At 68.7% G+C, this 16,956-nt stretch carries 15 protein-coding genes; 4 read left to right on the forward strand and 11 right to left on the reverse strand.

Annotation, left to right across the window (positions count from 1 at the left end; genetic code table 11):
- Positions 1 to 74: 74 nt before the first annotated feature.
- The 5 genes from zomB to glf are packed head-to-tail and all read right to left on the reverse strand — an operon-like array spanning position 75 to position 6,656.
- Entirely contained in the window at positions 75 to 1,994 is a 1,920-nt protein-coding gene (gene zomB, locus BST17_RS19810; protein WP_234807744.1) for a terminal beta-(1->2)-arabinofuranosyltransferase, read from the reverse strand.
- A gap of 28 nt (positions 1,995 to 2,022) precedes the next feature.
- Positions 2,023 to 2,943, reverse strand: coding sequence for a decaprenyl-phosphate phosphoribosyltransferase (locus tag BST17_RS19815; protein ID WP_083060616.1), 921 nt, complete (start codon positions 2,941 to 2,943; stop codon positions 2,023 to 2,025).
- Complete coding sequence (locus BST17_RS19820) at positions 2,940 to 3,476, reverse strand: phosphatase PAP2 family protein (RefSeq protein ID WP_083060617.1); 537 nt, start codon at positions 3,474 to 3,476, stop codon at positions 2,940 to 2,942. The genes BST17_RS19815 and BST17_RS19820 overlap by 4 nt, the downstream gene beginning before the upstream one ends.
- Position 3,477: 1 nt before the next feature.
- Positions 3,478 to 5,430, reverse strand: a complete 1,953-nt coding sequence (locus BST17_RS19825; RefSeq protein WP_083060618.1) for a glycosyltransferase — start codon at positions 5,428 to 5,430, stop codon at positions 3,478 to 3,480.
- Positions 5,427 to 6,656: a UDP-galactopyranose mutase gene (gene glf, locus BST17_RS19830; protein WP_207573680.1), complete on the reverse strand. Its 1,230-nt coding sequence runs from the start codon at positions 6,654 to 6,656 to the stop codon at positions 5,427 to 5,429. Before glf ends, BST17_RS19825 begins: the two co-directional genes overlap by 4 nt.
- 251 nt (positions 6,657 to 6,907) lie before the next feature.
- On the opposite strand from glf, the gene BST17_RS19835 reads away from it, so the two are divergent.
- Positions 6,908 to 7,888, forward strand: coding sequence for a hypothetical protein (locus BST17_RS19835; protein ID WP_083060620.1), 981 nt, complete (start codon positions 6,908 to 6,910; stop codon positions 7,886 to 7,888).
- A gap of 120 nt (positions 7,889 to 8,008) precedes the next feature.
- Positions 8,009 to 9,592, forward strand: coding sequence for an N-acetylmuramoyl-L-alanine amidase (locus BST17_RS19840; protein WP_083060621.1), 1,584 nt, complete (start codon positions 8,009 to 8,011; stop codon positions 9,590 to 9,592).
- Here the strand turns inward: BST17_RS19840 and BST17_RS19845 are convergent.
- The 3 genes from BST17_RS19845 to BST17_RS19855 are packed head-to-tail and all read right to left on the reverse strand — an operon-like array spanning position 9,587 to position 11,918.
- Entirely contained in the window at positions 9,587 to 10,399 is an 813-nt protein-coding gene (locus tag BST17_RS19845; protein ID WP_083060622.1) for a Cof-type HAD-IIB family hydrolase, read from the reverse strand. The two genes, BST17_RS19840 and BST17_RS19845, sit on opposite strands and share 6 nt — an antisense overlap.
- Positions 10,399 to 11,136, reverse strand: a complete 738-nt coding sequence (locus BST17_RS19850) for a lysophospholipid acyltransferase family protein (protein WP_083060623.1) — start codon at positions 11,134 to 11,136, stop codon at positions 10,399 to 10,401. Before BST17_RS19850 ends, BST17_RS19845 begins: the two co-directional genes overlap by 1 nt.
- A gap of 8 nt (positions 11,137 to 11,144) precedes the next feature.
- Positions 11,145 to 11,918: a lysophospholipid acyltransferase family protein gene (locus BST17_RS19855; protein WP_083060624.1), complete on the reverse strand. Its 774-nt coding sequence runs from the start codon at positions 11,916 to 11,918 to the stop codon at positions 11,145 to 11,147.
- A 98-nt stretch (positions 11,919 to 12,016) separates the two neighbouring features.
- Between BST17_RS19855 and BST17_RS19860 the strand changes: the two genes are divergently transcribed.
- Together BST17_RS19860 and BST17_RS19865 are read left to right on the forward strand one after the other, a co-directional pair.
- Positions 12,017 to 13,561: a Rieske 2Fe-2S domain-containing protein gene (locus BST17_RS19860; protein WP_083060625.1), complete on the forward strand. Its 1,545-nt coding sequence runs from the start codon at positions 12,017 to 12,019 to the stop codon at positions 13,559 to 13,561.
- Entirely contained in the window at positions 13,558 to 13,902 is a 345-nt protein-coding gene (locus tag BST17_RS19865; RefSeq protein WP_083060626.1) for a hypothetical protein, read from the forward strand. The genes BST17_RS19860 and BST17_RS19865 overlap by 4 nt, the downstream gene beginning before the upstream one ends.
- On the opposite strand, the gene BST17_RS19870 is transcribed toward BST17_RS19865, so the two are convergent.
- The 3 genes from BST17_RS19870 to serS are packed head-to-tail and all read right to left on the reverse strand — an operon-like array spanning position 13,899 to position 16,944.
- Positions 13,899 to 14,882, reverse strand: coding sequence for an MOSC domain-containing protein (locus BST17_RS19870; protein WP_083060627.1), 984 nt, complete (start codon positions 14,880 to 14,882; stop codon positions 13,899 to 13,901). The genes BST17_RS19865 and BST17_RS19870 overlap by 4 nt on opposite strands.
- Positions 14,883 to 14,890: 8 nt before the next feature.
- Positions 14,891 to 15,694, reverse strand: a complete 804-nt coding sequence (locus BST17_RS19875; RefSeq protein ID WP_109750217.1) for a DUF5718 family protein — start codon at positions 15,692 to 15,694, stop codon at positions 14,891 to 14,893.
- Complete coding sequence (gene serS / locus BST17_RS19880) at positions 15,691 to 16,944, reverse strand: serine--tRNA ligase (protein WP_083060628.1); 1,254 nt, start codon at positions 16,942 to 16,944, stop codon at positions 15,691 to 15,693. Before serS ends, BST17_RS19875 begins: the two co-directional genes overlap by 4 nt.
- Positions 16,945 to 16,956 lie beyond the last annotated feature (12 nt).

Consider the following 16,956-nt stretch of genomic DNA (forward strand, 5'->3'; position numbering starts at 1 on the left):
TAGTGGGCCACGCTGATCTATCGGCCCAACATAACCGCGGCGTTACCGCAGCCGCAAAACACTTGTTAGCTGGGTCACGGTCCCGTCGCGGGCAGACCGGTGTACTCCGGCGTCTTGGGCGGCGGAATCTCCAGGCCGCAGCGGCGCAGTTCGAAGAGCGGCACCCGGTCGATGCGGTAGCTGCCGAAGTCCATGGCATGGATGACGTTGGACAGGAACCGGCGCGGGCCCAGCGGGGCGCGGACGGCATTCAGCATCGCCTCGGTGTCAGGACATTTCAGCGCGGCCTCGGCCTGGGCGATCCACTCCTCGTCCAGGTACGGCGGGATGTACGGACGTTCCTTGAGGAACGGTCCCTCGGCCACCGCCCAGTCCGGGAACAGGTTCTTGTCATGGCCGATGCGCGCGTCCTCCAGTCGCGCGGTGTGCGCGGCCAGCGGGTTGGTCAGACCGATCTGATCGATCACCCGGACGTCCAGGCCGACGTTCATGCCGAGCATGCCCATGTTGGTGAAAAATACTGTGTGCGGCCCGGTCTCGCCCGGCGGACGGGGCTTGTCCGGCGGCGGCGGGATGGCCGGGACGACATCCCACACGTCGTAGTTGCCCGACGGCAGCAGCAGCGCGCCGTCGGGGGTGTTGCGCAGCGCGACCAGCACCGCGCGCATCCGCGGATAGTCCAGGTAATCGGCCGCGGTCAGCGGGTGGGCGTGCCCGGTGGCCTGGGCATAGAAGCGCCGCTCGTCGACGATCCCGGTATAGGTGACGCGGGTGGCGTCCGAACCCATCCCCGGCGAATTCGCCGCCCACACCGCCCATCCCGCGACGGCCAGCCACAGCAGGCTCATCGCACCGGTGACCAGATAGCCGGTGCGCGCGGTCAGACCCGGCCGCTGCGGCAGCGCGATCGGGATGACCGCGACCGGCGCGAGGACCAGGAACAGCGCGGTCAGCAGGACCCGGCCGTGCATGAAGTCGCCACCCTGGCGCACCCAGTAGACAGCCTGGATCACCCCGCTGGCGACAATGAAAACGACGGCGGCCGTGGGGTTCTGCAGCATCCGGGCCAGCCGGTTGGCGGCCGGACCCGGCGGCGCGGTCCGGGTCTGCCCGGGGCGCGCCCACACCAGCAGCACCGCCAGCACGATCAGTAGCACCAGCGGCACCCACAGCAGATAGGGCGAGTTCAGGTTGTTCAGGTAGATCAGACCCTGCGACCACTTGGCGCCGGAGGCGTCCTTGGCGATCGCGGTCTGCGGCACCAACAGGCCGTAGTAACCCATCCGGAAGATCTGGTAGGCCACCGGAAGTGCGCCACCGGCAGCGACGATCAGCAGCCGCCGGCGCCAGCCCGCGGCGGCCAGCACCATCATGACCAATGCCACACCGCCGACGAGTGCCAGTTCCGGGCGGACCAGCACGCTCAGGCCGGCCACGAAGGCCAGCGCCGCGGTCAGTACCGGCCCGGTGTCGGCACGCGCCTGCGACCACCGCACCAGCAGCCACCACAACAGGCCGACGTAGGCCAGCACCAGACCGTTCTCCAGGCCCGAGGAGGCGAAGTCGCGGGCCGGCGGGACGGCGATGTAGACGAGCACGCCGGCCGGCAGCAGCAGGGCACGCCGGCCGGCCAGCGCCGGCGCGTACAGCCGGGCGGTGCCCAGCATGACCAGCACCACCCCGGCCACGCTGAGGCCGAGCGCGAGCGCCAGCGCGACGTACTCCAGCCGCACCGGGCCGGCGATCCAACTGGCCGCGGTGATCAGATAGGTCCACAGCGTGGACGTGTTCGATTCGACGCGCTCACCGGCGTTGAAGACCGGGCCGTTGCCGGCCAACAGGTTCCGCACGGTGCGCAATACGATCAGGCCGTCGTCGGCCATCCAGCGGCGCTGCCAGGCACCCCAGCCGAACAGTCCGGCCGCGACCAGCACCGAGAGCCACAGGCTGATCCGCACCGATGCGCTGTAGCGGATGGCGGGCCAGCCGGTCAGCCGCGCGGTGGTGGCGGCGCCGAACCGGTCAACTGAAGTAGGCAGCCGCACCGACGGTACCGATCAAGGCCAGGGCGAGCACCTGCAGCACCCGGTCCCCCAGGGCGATCTCCTCGGGCTCGCCGGCATGGCCGCCGTCGATGTCGACCGCGTACCGCAGGATCGCGATGGTGAAGGGGATGATCGAGACGGCCCACCAGGACGCCGAGCCACCGTCGCGCTCGAAGGCGAACAGCGCGTAGCACAGCACCACCGCCGTGGCGGCCAGCGTCCAGACGAACCGCAGGTATCCGCTGGTGTAACTCTCCAGCGATTTGCGGATCTTCGCGCCGGTGCGTTCGGCCAGCTGCAGTTCGGCATAGCGTTTGCCGGCCGCCATGAACAGCGAGCCGAACGCCATCACCAACAGGAACCATTGCGACAGCTGGATTCCCGCGGCCACACCGCCGGCGATGGCCCGGATGAGGAAGCCCGAGGACACGATGCAGATGTCGATGACCGCCTGGTGCTTGAGACCGAAGCAGTAGGCGAGCTGGATGACGATGTAGACACCGATGACCACCGCGAGGTTCGGCGACACCAGCCAGGAGATGACCAGCGCGGCCGCCCCGAGCAGCACCGCCAGGACGTAGGCCAGCGATTCGGGCACCACGCCCGCGGCGATCGGACGGTACCGCTTGGTGGGGTGCGCACGGTCGGCTTCGACATCGCGCGCGTCGTTGACCAGATACACCGATGAGGCGGCGAGACTGAACACCACGAAGGCCAGCAGCACCTTGACGAAGACATCGCGATAGTCCTCGACGACGAAGCGGTCATCACCCAGGGCCGCCACCGGAGCGGCGAAGACCAGGATGTTCTTCACCCACTGGCGGGGGCGCAGCGCCTTGATGATCCCGGTCGCCAGATTCTTCGGTGGCGCGTGCGTCGGGTGAGGTTCTTCGCTCACAGTGCTGGTTCCTTTCGGGCCGCCGTGCGGTCCGCGACAACGTCGACAGTTCGGGCGACAGCCGCGCCGACCGCCACTCCGGTCAGCACGTCGGTCGGGTAGTGCACGCCGAGCACCAGGCGCGAGAGCGCCATCGGCGGAATCAGCAGCCACGGCAAGGGCAATCCGGTGGCCCGGCCCAGCAGGATCGCCGCGGCGGTGGTCGAGGTCGCGTGCGCCGACGGGAAACTCAGCGTGCTCGGGGTGCCGACGTTGACGGCGATGGCCGGGTGGTGCGGACGCTTGCGCTTGACCACCCGCTTGATGACGACGGCCGCCGCGTGTGCGGCGAAGGCGCCGGCCCCGGCGGTCAGCCACACCCGACGACGCTGCGGTTGCAGCGCCGCGCCCAGCACCGAGACGCCGACCCAACCGGCGCTGTGCTCACCGAAATGCGACAGCGCCCGCGCACCGGCGAGCACGCCCGGGCGGCCGGCCAGCCCGGCCTGGACCGCGACCAGCGCCGCCTCCTCGGGCGCCAGATCCGCTGCCACGTCAGGCCTGTTCCAGCGCGGCGGGTGCCGAGCCGGACGGGAGCAGGACCTCTTCCCACCGCGTGGTGCTGGTCAGTTCGGGCAGCGCGGCGCGATAAACCTTGCGCATCCTGTTGAACTTACGGAACAGCTGCACCTGGCGCTTGAGCGACTCGCGCAGCAGTTCGGACATCTTCTCCCGGTCCCGCTGCCGGTACACCACGCCGCGGCCGTCGGCGGTCGTCACGGTGACACCGTCGACGACGCACAACGAGAACCAGCGGGCGTCCTGGGTCGCGACGTTGATTTGCGGCCGCACATGGTGCTCGGGGTCGTGGGCCGAGAGCTGGTGCAGTACACCGCGGGTCAACCGCACCGTGATGGACACCGGATTGGTGGGGATCTTGACCTTGCGGCGCCAGCGCTTGTCCGACGGGGCGGGCAGCACGGTCGCGCTCTCCAACACCACTGCGTCCGGGAAGTCCTGACGCATCTTGCGCACCTCGGGCAGTGCCGACTCCAGGATCGAGAAGATGTGGTCGGGGCCGGCCAGGAAATCGTCCATCGCCTTGTTCTGGATGGCGACGGTCGAATACTCAAGGCACAGCAGGTGTTTGACGGTCGCCTTGAAGTGGCTGGCGATCAGCCCGCCGATCTTGCCGTCCCAGTGCAGGGCGGCCACCACCAGCCGGTTGCGCAGATGGAAGTAGGCCTGCCAGTCGATGGCGTCGTCCTTGTCACTCCAGGCCATGTGCCAGATCGCCGCGCCGGGCAGGGTGACCGTCGGATAGCCGTGCTCACCGGCGCGCAGGCCGTACTCGGCGTCGTCCCACTTGATGAACAGCGGCAGCGGCTGGCCGAGCTCCTGGGCGACCTGGCGCGGGATCATGCACATCCACCAGCCGTTGTAGTCGACGTCGATACGGCGGTGCAGCAGCCGGCTGCGCTCGTGTTCCTCGGCATTGAGCGGGTACTTGGCGAAGTTGTGGTCGTACTCGGTGTTGATCGCGCCGGTCCACATGAAGTTCTCGGAGTCGACCATCTCGCCCATCACGTGCAGATGGCTGGGCTCCTGCAGGTTGAGCATCTGGCCGCCGACCAGCGTTGGCACTTTGGCGAACCGGTTGAATGCCAACGCCCGCAGGATCGAGTCGGGCTCGACGCGGATGTCGTCGTCCATGAACAGGATCTGCTCGCACTCGGTGTTCTTGAGCGCCTCGTACATCACCCGGCTGTATCCGCCGGAGCCGCCCAGATTGGGCTGGTAGCGCACCGAGAGGCGGTCGCCCAGCGCGGCCGCGGCGGCCTCGAAACCGGGATGGTCCTTGGCCTGCCGGGTGCCCTGATCGGACACGATGACCGCGCTGATCACGTTGTCCACCAACGGGTCCGAGGTGAGCGCCGACAGTGCGCTGACACAGTCGGCCGGCCGGTTGAAGGTGGGGATGCCGATGGCCACGTCAGCCCGGCCGGGCGCCTGCTGCGGGGCGTACCAGCCCGCGCTGTGCACCGTGACCTTGGTGTCGGTGGTGATGTCGAACCAGATCCAGCCACCGTCCTCGAACGGTGCGAGCTCGACCTCGAACTCGGTGACGGCCGGGGTGTCGTCGACGCTGGAGGCCTCGGTGCCGCCGACGGTGATCCGCGCGCCGGTCGCCTTGGACCGGTAGACGTCGATACGCGCGCTGCCGGTCAGTTCGACGCGCAGCACCACCGATTCCAGGATCGACCAGCGCCGCCAGTAGCTGGCCGGGAAGGCGTTGAAGTACGTGGCGAAGGAGACCTCTGACTCGGCGCCGATCTCCAGGGTGGTGCGGGTCGGCGCGTGCGCACGGCGGGCGTTGGTCTCGGATTCCTCGATGTAGAGCTTGCGCACGTCCAGCGGCTCACCGGGACGGGGGAGGATGATCCGCGACAGCAGGCTCACCGCGCGCGACTCGGTCGAGTCGAGTGCTCCGGATGGGATGTCGCTCATGATGGGTTACTGCCTTCGTCGTCGGCATTCAGCGCCACCCCGTCACGCAGGTGCGGAGCCAGAATGTTGTCGTACATGTTCAGCGCACTGGCGATGGCCATGTGCATGTCGAGGTACTGATAGGTGCCGAGCCGGCCCCCGAAGAGCACCCGGGCCGCGACGGTCTCGGCCTTGGCGCGCGCACGGTATCCGGCCAGCAGCGCCCGGTCGGCGTCGGTGTTGATCGGGTAGTAGGGCTCGTCGTCGTCTTCGGCGAAGCGGGAGAACTCCCGCATGATGACCGTCTTGTCGGTCGGGTAGTCGCGCTCGGGATGGAAGTGCCGGAACTCGTGGATACGGGTGAACGGCACGTCGGCGTCGTTGTAGTTCATCACCGGGGTGCCTTGGAAGTCCCCGGTCGGCAGCACCTCGGTCTCGAAGTCGAGCGTGCGCCAGCCCAGTCGGCCGTCGGCGTAGTCGAAGTAGCGGTCCAGCGGCCCGGTGTAGACGACCGGCGCCTGCGGGCTCTCGGCCCGCAGTTGCTCACGCACGTCGAACCAGTCGGTGTCCAACCGCACCTCGATGCGGTCGTCGGCGGCCATGTTCTGCAGCCAGGCGGTGTACCCGTGGACCGGGAGTCCCTCATAGGTGTCGTTGAAGTAGCGGTTGTCGAAGTTGTACCGCACCGGCAGCCGATTGATGATTGCGGCGGGCAGTTCGGCCGGGTCGGTCTGCCACTGCTTGGCGGTATAGGCCTTGACGAACGCCTCGTACAGCGGGCGGCCGATCAGCGAGATGGCCTTCTCTTCCAGGTTCTGCGCGTCGGCGGTGTCGATCTCGGCGGCCTGTTCCTTGATCAGTGCGCGCGCCTCGTCGGGGGTGAAGTAGCGCCCGAAGAACTGCGAGACCAGACCCAGCCCCATCGGGAACTGGTAGGCCTGGCCGTTGTGCAGGGCGAACACCCGGTGCTGGTAGCCGGTGAAGTCGGTGAACTTGCGCACGTAGTCCCACACCCGCTTGTTGGACGTGTGGAACAGGTGGGCGCCGTAGCGGTGGATCTCGATGCCGGTTGCGGGGTCCGGCTCGGAGTAGGCGTTACCTCCTATATGGGACCGCCGCTCGACGACGAGCACCCGCTTGCCGAGTTCGGTGGCAGCCCGCTCGGCGATCGTGAGGCCGAAGAATCCGGATCCGACGACGATGAGGTCAAAGCGGTCGGTGGGCTGGCCAGGAGATTGATCGGTCATCGGCAGCAAGGGTATCCGACCGGGCCCCGCCGACCCGAAACGTGTGACATGCCCGGCCGAACCGGCAGGTCGCGATTCGCTCACGATTCAGCATCGTCACTCTAGACCCACGAGTCACAGCAGTACCATCAAACACGTTGGCAGCGCGTCGGTTACCCGGGCACGAGAACCGCCGCGACGCCGGCTCACCACCCGCCTGCATTTTCAGATGAACCCAGAAAACACGTAGTCCATGTATTGAGGAGACTTCCGTGCCGAACCGACGTCGACGCAAGCTCTCGACAGCCATGAGCGCAGTCGCCGCCCTGGCCGTCGCAAGTCCAGTCGCCATTGCCGCCGTATCCGAGATGTCTGAGGTCAAGGAACCTCAGCATCGCGAGTTCACCCATGCGGCGGTGATCACCGACCTTCCGATGGAACTGTTCTCGGCGCTGTCCCAAGGCCTGTCGCAGTTCGGCGTCAACATGCCGCCGATGCCCACCAGCCTGCTCACCGGCTCGCCGGCCGCGAGTCCCACGCTGGTCTCCCCCGGCCTGGCCTCGCCCGGCCTCACCTCGCCGGGGCTGACCTCGCCGGGGCTGACCACACCCGGACTGACCGCCCCCGGTCTGACCACACCGGGATTGACGACCCCGGAGCTGACCACGCCCGGTCTGACAACCCCCGGTCTGACGACCCCCGGTCTGAGCACGCCCGAGCTGACAACCCCCGGGCTCACCGCACCCGGATTGTCCACCCCCGAGCTGAGCACCCCCGGGCTGAGCATCCCGCCGGTCGGCGCGTCCGGTCCGTCGCTGTCCCCGGGTGCCCTGTCGCCGGCATCGCTGACCGACCCGGGGCTGACCAGCCCGGTCGGCCTGACCGATCCGGCCCTCGGCGGGATCGGCCTGCCCGGTGAGATCCCGATCGCCGCGCCGATCGGCCTCGACCCGATGGCCGGCACCTACCCGATCCTGGGTGCCGACCCGTCACTGGCCGCGCCCGTCGCGGCCCCCGGTGGCGGCGGCCTGCTCGGCACCATCAACAGTGCCGCCGAGCAACTGGGCGCGGGCCAGGCCATCGACCTGCTCAAGGGCATGGTGATGCCGGCGATAATGTCCGCGGTCAAGAGCGCGGCCCCGGCCGCCGCTCCCGCCGCGGCTGCCGCGCCGGCCGCAGCGGCTCCGGCGCTGGGTGCGGCCGAGGCCGCCACGGGTGCCGCCGCCGCAGCGGCATCCGCAGCCGGGGCGTAATCCGCAACGACAGACCCTTCACCTGACGGCACCGCAGAAGCCACATCGGCTCTGCGGTGCCGTTATGTGACGCGCGTGTCGCAACATGAGTAACAGTAAGCACATACGTAACATCTGCTTGTGCCGCGCCGCCGTTCCACACCCTCGCTACTGCTGTCCGCAGTGCTGGGGACGGTCGCGATCCTGCCCTGGGCGATCACCGGAATCCCCGACGAGCAGCCCCCGGCGGACACGGCCATCACCCAGCAACCGCTGAGCGGTCTCGGCACCGGAGAGACCATCCGCGAGATCCATCAGGACACCCCCTTCTCGCTGGTCGCGCTGACCGCCGCGGATCTCGACGGCACCACGGCCCGGGTGCGGGCGCAGCGCGCCGACGGCAGCTGGGGACCCTGGTACCAGGCCGAGGCGCTCGACGGCGTCGGCCCTGAGAAGCCCGACACCCACGGCACCGAACCGGTCTTCGTCGGACGCACCACCACCGTCCAGATCGCAGTCTCCCGGGCGCCCGCCCCGGATCAGAAGGCCGGCCCGGACCTGGGCTACATCCCGGCCAATGTCGAGCAGCGGCTGCCGATGAACGTCAACGCGGTACTCATCAGCCCACCCGAGGCGCCGGTCGACATCCAGATCCCGCCACCCGCCGCGGTCACCGTGCCCGGTCAGGCTCCCCAGATCATCAGCCGCGCCCAGTGGGGCGCGAACGAGTCGCTGCGCTGCGGCGCACCCATCTACGACCGCGGGGTACGGGCCGGCGTCGTCCACCACACCGCGGGCAGCAACGACTACACCCCGCAGGATTCGGCGGCCATCGTCCGGTCGATCTACGAGTACCACGCCCGCACGCTGGGCTGGTGCGATATGGCCTACAACGCCCTGGTCGACCGGTACGGACAGGTCTTCGAGGGACGCGCGGGCGGGATGGACCGGGCCGTGCAGGGCGCGCACACCGGCGGGTTCAACTCAGACACCTGGGGCGTGGCCATGATCGGCGATTTCAACGCCGAACCGCCCACTCCGATCCAGCTGCGCACCACCGGACGGCTGCTGGGCTGGCGACTCGGACTGGACCGGGTGGACCCGCGCGGCACCGTCACCCTGACCTCCGCCGGTGGCAGCTTCACGCTGTTCCCCCGGGGCGCGACGCCCACACTGCCCAACATCTTCACCCACCGCGATGTCGGCAACACCGACTGCCCGGGCGCGGCCGCCTACGCCCAGATGGGTCTGCTGCGCGATATCGCCGCCCGGTTCAATCAGCCGCCGGGCCAACAGGATCTTGTCGACTCACTGCGCGGCGGGGCCATCTTCACCAAATGGCTGGCCCAGGGCAGCGAGAAGGGGCCGCTGGGCATGCCGACCTCACCGGAGTCCTCGGGCTTCGGCAGTGCGCGCTATGCCACCTTCGACCACGGGGCCATGTACTGGTCGCCGGAGTCGGGTGCGCAGCCGGTCACCGGGGCCATCTACGAAGCTTGGGGCACACTGGGATTCGAGCGTGGCGCGCTGGGGTTGCCGACCAGCGCCGAGATTCACGAACCGCTGTGGATCAAGCAGAACTTCCAGCACGGCACGCTCAACTTCGATCGCGAGGACGGCACCGTCACCCGGGTGATAGACGGTGTGCCCCATGATGTTCCGGCCGCGGACCACTCCCCCGTCCAGCTGGAGCGGTTCACCCCGATCAGCGCCGGGAAGCTATAGCCACCAGCGTTCCAGTACCCGCGCCAACCCGTCATCGGTGTTGGGTGCGGTGACCTCGTCGGCCGCGGCGATGGCCTCCGGATGCGCGTTGCCCATCGCCACTCCCAGCCCTGCCCAGCGCAGCATCGGGATGTCGTTGGGCATGTCGCCGAAGGTGACGATATCGGCGGCCTCGATGCCGAGCGGACCGGCAACCTCGGCGACACCGGTGGCCTTGCTCAACCCGCTCGGCAACACCTCGATGAGGCCGTTGTTGGTCGAGTACGTCAGATCATCCTCGCTACCGATGTGCGGTGCGAGCGCAGCGGCCATGTCCCCGGACAACGCACCGGCCTTGCGGATCAACAACTTCACCGCGGGCGCACTGAGCAGATCCACCAGCGACACCTCGGTGTTGTCCGGGTTCAGCCAGGCGTGCTCGTAACCCGGCGAACTGACGAACTGCGGGGTCGCCGCGTCGTGGGCACTGCGGCCCACCCGCTCCACCGCGAGCCCCACCCCGGGGATGATGCGGGCCGCCGTCTCGGCGAGCCGGGTCAGCGCCTCGACCGAGAGCGTGCGGGCCGACACGATGCGGTCGGTCGCCGAGTCGTAGATCACCGAACCGTTGGCGCACACCGACATCGGGGCGAAGCCGAGCTGCTCGACGACCGGCGGAACCCACCGTGGGGGACGTCCGGTGGCCAGTACGAACTGCGCACCGGCCTCAACCGCGGCGCGCACCACGGCGACGGTGCGCGGGGTGACCCGCTCGTGCTCATCGAGCAGCGTGCCATCGACATCGGTGGCGATCATCGCGGGCAGCATCAGGCGCGCCCCGCCCGGCGCCGGGCCGCCTCGGCCTCGTCGAGCAACCTGGCCTCATCCGGCGTCGGTGCCGCCCCGCCGAGGCGCCGCGGCACCCAGTGCGCACCGGCGGGGTGCGGATAGTCGTCCTGGACCCGGTGTAACAGGGTGGTCATCGCCGTCCTCAGCTCGATCATGGTGTGCCCGGTGTCCGGTCCGGCGGTCAATGCCGGCCCGGCCTGCACGGTGACAGGAATATTGTTGCGGCCCAGAACTTTCGGGTGATCTTTCGTCCAAATCCGGTGCATACCCCAGACGATCAGCGGGATGATCGGCACCTGCGCCTCCCACGCCATCCGGGCCGCGCCGGACTTGAACTCCTTGAGTTCGAAGCTCCGGCTGATGGTCGCTTCCGGGTATACCCCGACAAGTTCACCCGCACGCAACTGCCGCACGGCCACCGGATAGGACTCGGCGCCGGACTGTCGGTCGACCGGGATCGTCCCGGCGCGGGTGATGAGGAAGTTGACGAACCGCACCTCCTTCATCTCCGCCTTGATCATGAAGCGCATCCGTCGGCGACGTGCCGTCGCCGCCAGCGCCGCGGGCAGGAAGTCGACGTAACTGGTGTGGTTGATGGCCACCACCGCACCGCCGGTGGACGGAATGTGCTCCAGACCCCGGAAGGTGATCCGGGTTCCGGTGACACGAACTGCGGCCCTGCCGGCGATCTCCAGGCTGCGAAAGACCGGTTCCATCGATGTGTCTACTCCGGCGCCTCACCGGACTGCTGCGCCGCGCGTCGGGCCGCCTTCTCGGCGGCCTCTTCCATGTCCATCCGGTCGGCCTCGGCCAGCGTCGGGGCGCCGCCGCCGAGGCGGTGCGGCACCCAGAACTCGCCGGCCGGGTGCGGTCCGTAGTCGTCCTGCACCTGCTCCAGCAGGTGCTGCATGCGGTGCCGCAGCAGCGCGGTGAGCTCGGCGGGCGGCAACGTGGGATAGATCGGTTCACCGACCGCGACCGAGATGGGCACCTTGGGCCTGCGCATGTTCTTCGGATGGCCCTTGGTCCAGATGCGCTGGGCACCCCAGATGATGTGCGGGATGATCGGCACGTCGGCGTCGATGGCCATCCGGGCCGCGCCGGATTTGAGCCCCTTGATCTCGAAGCTGCGGCTGATGGTGGCCTCCGGATAGACCCCGACCAGTTCGCCGGCCCGCAATGCCGCGCACGCGGCGGTGAAGGAGTCCGCACCGCTGGCGCGGTCGACCTCGATATGCCGCAGCTTGCGCATCACCGGTCCACCGATCCGATGATCGAAGACCTCTTTCTTCGCCATGAAGCGGACCTTGCGGCCGCGGCCCTGCTTGTAGGCGGGCAATCCGGCGAAGGTGAAGTCGAAGTAGCTGGTGTGGTTGACCGCGATCACCGCACCGCCGGTGACCGGCAGGTTCTCCACCCCGGTCACGGTGAACCTCAAGCCCTGCAACCGCCAGACCAGACGGGCGGCTTGGATGACAGTTCCGTATACCGGCTCCACAGGAGTAAGACTAGTCACCGGCCCGCCGCGCAGGGCGAAGAGCATGCCGGCCGGCGTTAGACTCGTATCCGGGCAACATACCGCGAGAGAGGCTATTCGTGCAGGTCACAAGCGTCGGACATGCCGGTTTCCGGATAGACACGGAGGCCGGCAGCATCCTGTGCGACCCATGGGTCAACCCGGCGTACTTCGCGTCCTGGTTCCCGTTCCCGGACAACTCCGGCCTGGACTGGGACGCCCTGGGCGACTGCGACTACCTCTACGTGAGCCACCTGCACAAGGACCACTTCGATCCGGTCCTGCTGCGGGCGCACGTCAACAAGGACGCCACCGTGCTGCTGCCGGACTACCCGGTGCCGGATCTGCGCCGCGAACTCGAGGCGCTGGGATTCCACCGGTTCGTGGAGACCACGGACTCGGTCAAGCACCGGGTCAGCGGCCCCAAGGGCGATCTGGACGTGATGATCATCGCGCTGCGTGCCCCGGCCGACGGCCCGATCGGAGATTCCGGGCTGGTCGTCTCCGACGGCACCACCACGGCGTTCAACATGAACGACGCCCGCCCCGTGGACCTGGAACCCCTGGTGTCCGAGTTCGGGCACATCGACGTGCACATGCTGCAGTACTCGGGGGCCATCTGGTACCCGATGGTCTACGACATGCCCGCACGCGCCAAGGAGGCGTTCGGAACCCAGAAGCGGCAGCGCCAGATGGACCGGTGCCGCCAGTACATCGCGCAGGTGGGCGCCACCTGGGTGGTGCCGTCGGCCGGCCCGCCGTGCTTCCTGGATCCCGCCCTGCGCGACCTCAACGACGACCACGGCGATCCGGCCAACATCTTTCCCGACCAAGTGGTCTTCCTGGACCAGATGCGCCGCCACGGCCACCAGGGCGGCCTGCTGATGGTTCCCGGTTCGACGGCGGATTTCACCGGGACACAGTTGAATTCGCTCGCCCACCCGATCGACGACCCGGAGACGGTGTTCACCACCGGCAAGGCCGACTACATCGAGGCCTACGCCCAGCGCCAGGCTCCGGTGCTCGCCGCCGAGAAGGCATCCTGGGCCCCGGCCGAGGGCGAGCCGCTGCTGGAACCGCTGCGGACGCTGTTCGAGCCCATCATGCTGGCCTCCGATCAGATCTGCGACGGCATCGGCTATCCGGTGGAACTGCGCATCGGCCCGGAGACCGTGGTCCTCGATTTTCCCAAGCGGGCTGTGCGCGAACCGATTCCGGATGAGAAGTTCCGCTACGGATTCGCCATCGCGCCGGAACTCGTGCGCACCGTGGTCCGCGACAACGAACCGGACTGGGTGAACACCATCTTCCTGTCCACCCGGTTCACCGCCTGGCGGGTCGGTGGATACAACGAGTACCTGTACACGTTCTTCAAGTGTCTGACCGATGAGCGCATCGCCTATGCCGACGGCTGGTTCGCCGAGGCGCACGACGACAGTGCCTCCACGACAGTGGCCGGCTGGGAGATCCAGCGGCGCTGCCCGCACCTGAAGGCCGACCTGTCCAAGTTCGGGGTGGTCGATGGCAACACGCTGACCTGCAATCTGCACGGTTGGCAGTGGAACCTGGACACCGGCCGGTGCCTGACCGCGAAGGGTCATCAACTGCGGACGACCCGGTTATGAGTGCGCCGCAGTCGGTGTCACCGGTCTACGACGACGGTATGGTGCTGCTGGATCGCCAGGCGATCACCCTGCGCCGCTATCACTTCCCGTCGGGGACCGCGAAGGTGATCCCGCTAGGCGCCGTCCGCTCCTACCGGGCGGAGTCCCTGGGACTGTTCACCGAGCGCTTCCGGATCTGGGGAAGCACCGATCCGCGGCGCTGGATGCCGCTGGATGTGTGGCGGCCCATCAAATCTACCCTGGTGATCCTGGACGTGCCCGGCACCCAGCCCGCGCCGGCGTTCACGCCGCTGCGCCCCGCCGAGTTCGTCGCCGTGCTCGACGAACTGCTCGGCGGCTAACGCAACCGCATCACCGTCTGCTCCAGCAGCCACTGTGCCGCGCGGGTGGCCGACCGGGTGGCGGCCGTGGCGGCCCGCTGCAGACCGGTGGGCGGATCGGCGGGCCGCACCCGCACCTCGTCGCCGACGGTCAGCACTCCGGATTCCAGCACGTCGGCGTAGACACCGAGAAACCGGTCGGTGCGTTCGGCCAGCGCCCGGGTGATGGTCTTGTCCAGGTCGATACCCGGCTGCGGCCGGGTGGGAACCACACACCGGATGGTCGGGATGGTCACCCGCAGCCGGGCCGAACCGATGCCCAATTCGCCACCCACCCAGGCGGATTCGGGGAACTGACGGTCGTCCTCGGCGATATCGATCAGCACGTTGGGCCGGAACCGGCGCACATCGAGTGGTTCGGGGCCGCCGCTCAGGTGCCGCAGGCTCGCGGTGCTCATCACGTGCACCGGGCCGAGGTCGACGAAGGTGCCCGGCGGGGTGGAATACCGTGCCAGGGTGATGATGTCCCTGGTCGAGAACACCGAGGTGTCCGGCAGCGCCTCGCTGTCGGTGAGCCCGAAGTCCTTGCGCACCTGGGCGGGACGGTAGTTGTCCAGCGATCCCGACACCGTCATCCGGTGCTGGCTGGTGTCACCGAGGACGGGCAGCGCGGTCAACCGCATCGGCCGGCCCGCCAGGTCGGAGAGCGCCGCGTGGATCCCCGGATCGTCACTGGTCAGTTCGCGGCCGTCGGGAAAGGTGATCGCCACCGCGGGCACGTTGCCCGGGCCGGCCCGCTCATCGGGTTCGACGAGATAGCGGGCGGTGCACCCCAGCAGCGCGGGGACCCGGCGGGCCGAGGCGGTGACGCCCTTCTCGACATCGCGGACCGCCCACAACCGGTCCGCGTGCACGCCACGCCGGTCGATGCGCACCCGCTCCACCCGGCCACCGCCCATGGACTTGACCGGGAAACGCCACAGCTCACCGACGGCAGGCATGGTCGTCGCTAGCCCGAAACCGTCTGCCGCAGTTCCGAAGCCGCGTCGGAGGCGGTGTCGTAGACGCGCACGATCGCCTCGTCACCGGCGGTCAGGTAGGTCGACTCGCCGAGCGCGGTGTATTTGGTGGCCCCGATGCCGATCAGCACGTACTCGGGATGCCCGGCGGCCACCATGAGGGCGCCGACATCCTCCAGCGGCGTGTCATCGGAACCCTTCTGGTTGGCCAGCCGCTCGGTGATCCAGTCCAGCAGCACCTCGCCGTAATACGAGTAACCCAGCAGCGGGCTGTCCACGCCGTATTCGTGCTCCTGGCCGTCGGCGCTGTGCAGATAACAGACCAGCCGCAGCGTCGCCGTGGGGCCGTCCGGCGTCAGGTCGCCGATGTCGAAGAACTGGCGCGCAACACCTTTGGAGGCCGATCCCCAGTTCTTCTTGTCGCTGATCTTGCGCGCGCCCGGGCGCCGGATCGAGCAGTCGTTGAACGCGCCGAGCGCGAACGGCTCCAACGATGCGACGGTATCGCCGTTCCAGCGCACCCGGCAGGCCAGCCCGACCTCGGGCTCGATCTGCAGGTTCAGTGGCTCGTCGCTGGCCGGCAGGGTGATGGTGTCCTGGGACAGCGGGAACTCACCGAGCTGCCCGTCGTGACCGGGGGCGTACCACGGGAAGATGCCCTTGGGCGCCGAACCCTCACTCGTCACGTTGGCGAAATCGACTGCCTCGCCGGCCTGTTCGAGGTGCCCGGCGAAGTTGCCTGCCACCCCGAAGCCGAACCAGCCGCGCAGTTCGTCGATGTCGATGTCGATCACGGTGTCAGGACCTCCGTACCTACGTAGGGCACCAGCGCCGGGGGCACCCGGACGCTGCCGTCGGGCTGCTGATGGTTCTCCAGGATGGCGACCAGCCACCGGGTGGTCGCCAGGGTGCCGTTCAGGGTCGCGGCGATCTGCGGCTTGCCGCTCTCGTCGCGGTAGCGGGTGGACAACCGGCGCGCCTGGAACGTCGAGCAGTTCGACGTCGAGGTGAGTTCACGGTAGGTGCCCTGCGTCGGCACCCAGGCCTCGCAGTCGTACTTGCGGGCCGCCGATGAGCCGAGATCACCTGCGGCGACATCGATCACCCGATAGGGCACGTCGATCGCGGCGAGCATCTCGCGCTGCCAGCCGAGCAGCCGCTGATGTTCGGCCTCGGCGTCCTCGGGTCGGCAGTAGACGAACGCCTCGACCTTGTCGAACTGGTGCACCCGGATGATGCCCCGGGTGTCCTTGCCGTAGCTGCCCGCCTCCCGGCGGAAGCACGACGACCAGCCGGCGTACCGCTTGGGCCCGTCGGACAGGTCGAGGATCTCGTCACTGTGGTAGCCGGCCAGCGGCACCTCCGAGGTGCCCACCAGATAGAGGTCGTCGGCCTCCAGCCGGTAGATCTCGTCGGCGTGCGCGCCGAGGAACCCGGTCCCGGCCATCACCTCCGGCCGCACCAGCACGGGCGGGATCATCAGCGTGAAACCGTTCTCGGTGGCCAGTCGGACCGCGAGCTGCAGCAGTCCCAGCTGCAGCAGGGCGCCGCGACCGGTCAGGAAGTAGAACCGCGAACCCGACACCTTGGCGCCGCGCTCCATGTCGATCAGGCCGAGCGACTCACCGATGTCGAGGTGATCGCGCGGGTTCTCGATCACCGGCGGCGCCCCGACCGTGTCGAGCACCACGAAATCGTCCTCGCCACCGGCGGGCACACCGTCGACGATGATGTTGGACACCGCCATGTGGGCCGCGGTGAACGCGGTCTCGGCCTCGGCCTGCGCCGCCTCGGCGCTCCTGACCTCCTCGGCCAGTTCCTTCGCCCGGGCCAGCAGCCCGGGACGTTCCTCCGGGGAGGCCTTCCCGACCGACTTGCTGGCGACCTTCTGGTCGGCGCGCAGGGTGTCGGCGGTCGAGATCGCGGCGCGGCGGGTGGCATCGGCGGCCAGCAGCGAGTCCACCAGGCCCGGATCCTCGCCGCGGGCACGCTGTGAGGCGCGGACCCGATCGGGATCGTCACGGAGCAACTTGAGGTCGATCACGGCGGTAACCCT

It is taken from the genome of Mycolicibacterium bacteremicum, assembly GCF_002086115.1.
GTDB classification, from domain to species: domain Bacteria; phylum Actinomycetota; class Actinomycetes; order Mycobacteriales; family Mycobacteriaceae; genus Mycobacterium; species Mycobacterium bacteremicum.

Bases quoted from the DNA above. Each gene is read 5' to 3' on its own strand.
- glf (WP_207573680.1), bottom strand. From the start codon at position 6,656: ATGACCGATCAATCTCCTGGCCAGCCCACCGACCGCTTTGACCTCATC.
- BST17_RS19865 (WP_083060626.1), top strand. From the start codon at position 13,558: ATGAGTGCGCCGCAGTCGGTGTCACCGGTCTACGACGACGGTATGGTG.
- BST17_RS19825 (WP_083060618.1), bottom strand. From the start codon at position 5,430: ATGAGCGACATCCCATCCGGAGCACTCGACTCGACCGAGTCGCGCGCG.
- BST17_RS19850 (WP_083060623.1), bottom strand. From the start codon at position 11,136: ATGGAACCGGTCTTTCGCAGCCTGGAGATCGCCGGCAGGGCCGCAGTT.
- BST17_RS19845 (WP_083060622.1), bottom strand. From the start codon at position 10,399: ATGCTGCCCGCGATGATCGCCACCGATGTCGATGGCACGCTGCTCGAT.
- BST17_RS19870 (WP_083060627.1), bottom strand. From the start codon at position 14,882: ATGCCTGCCGTCGGTGAGCTGTGGCGTTTCCCGGTCAAGTCCATGGGC.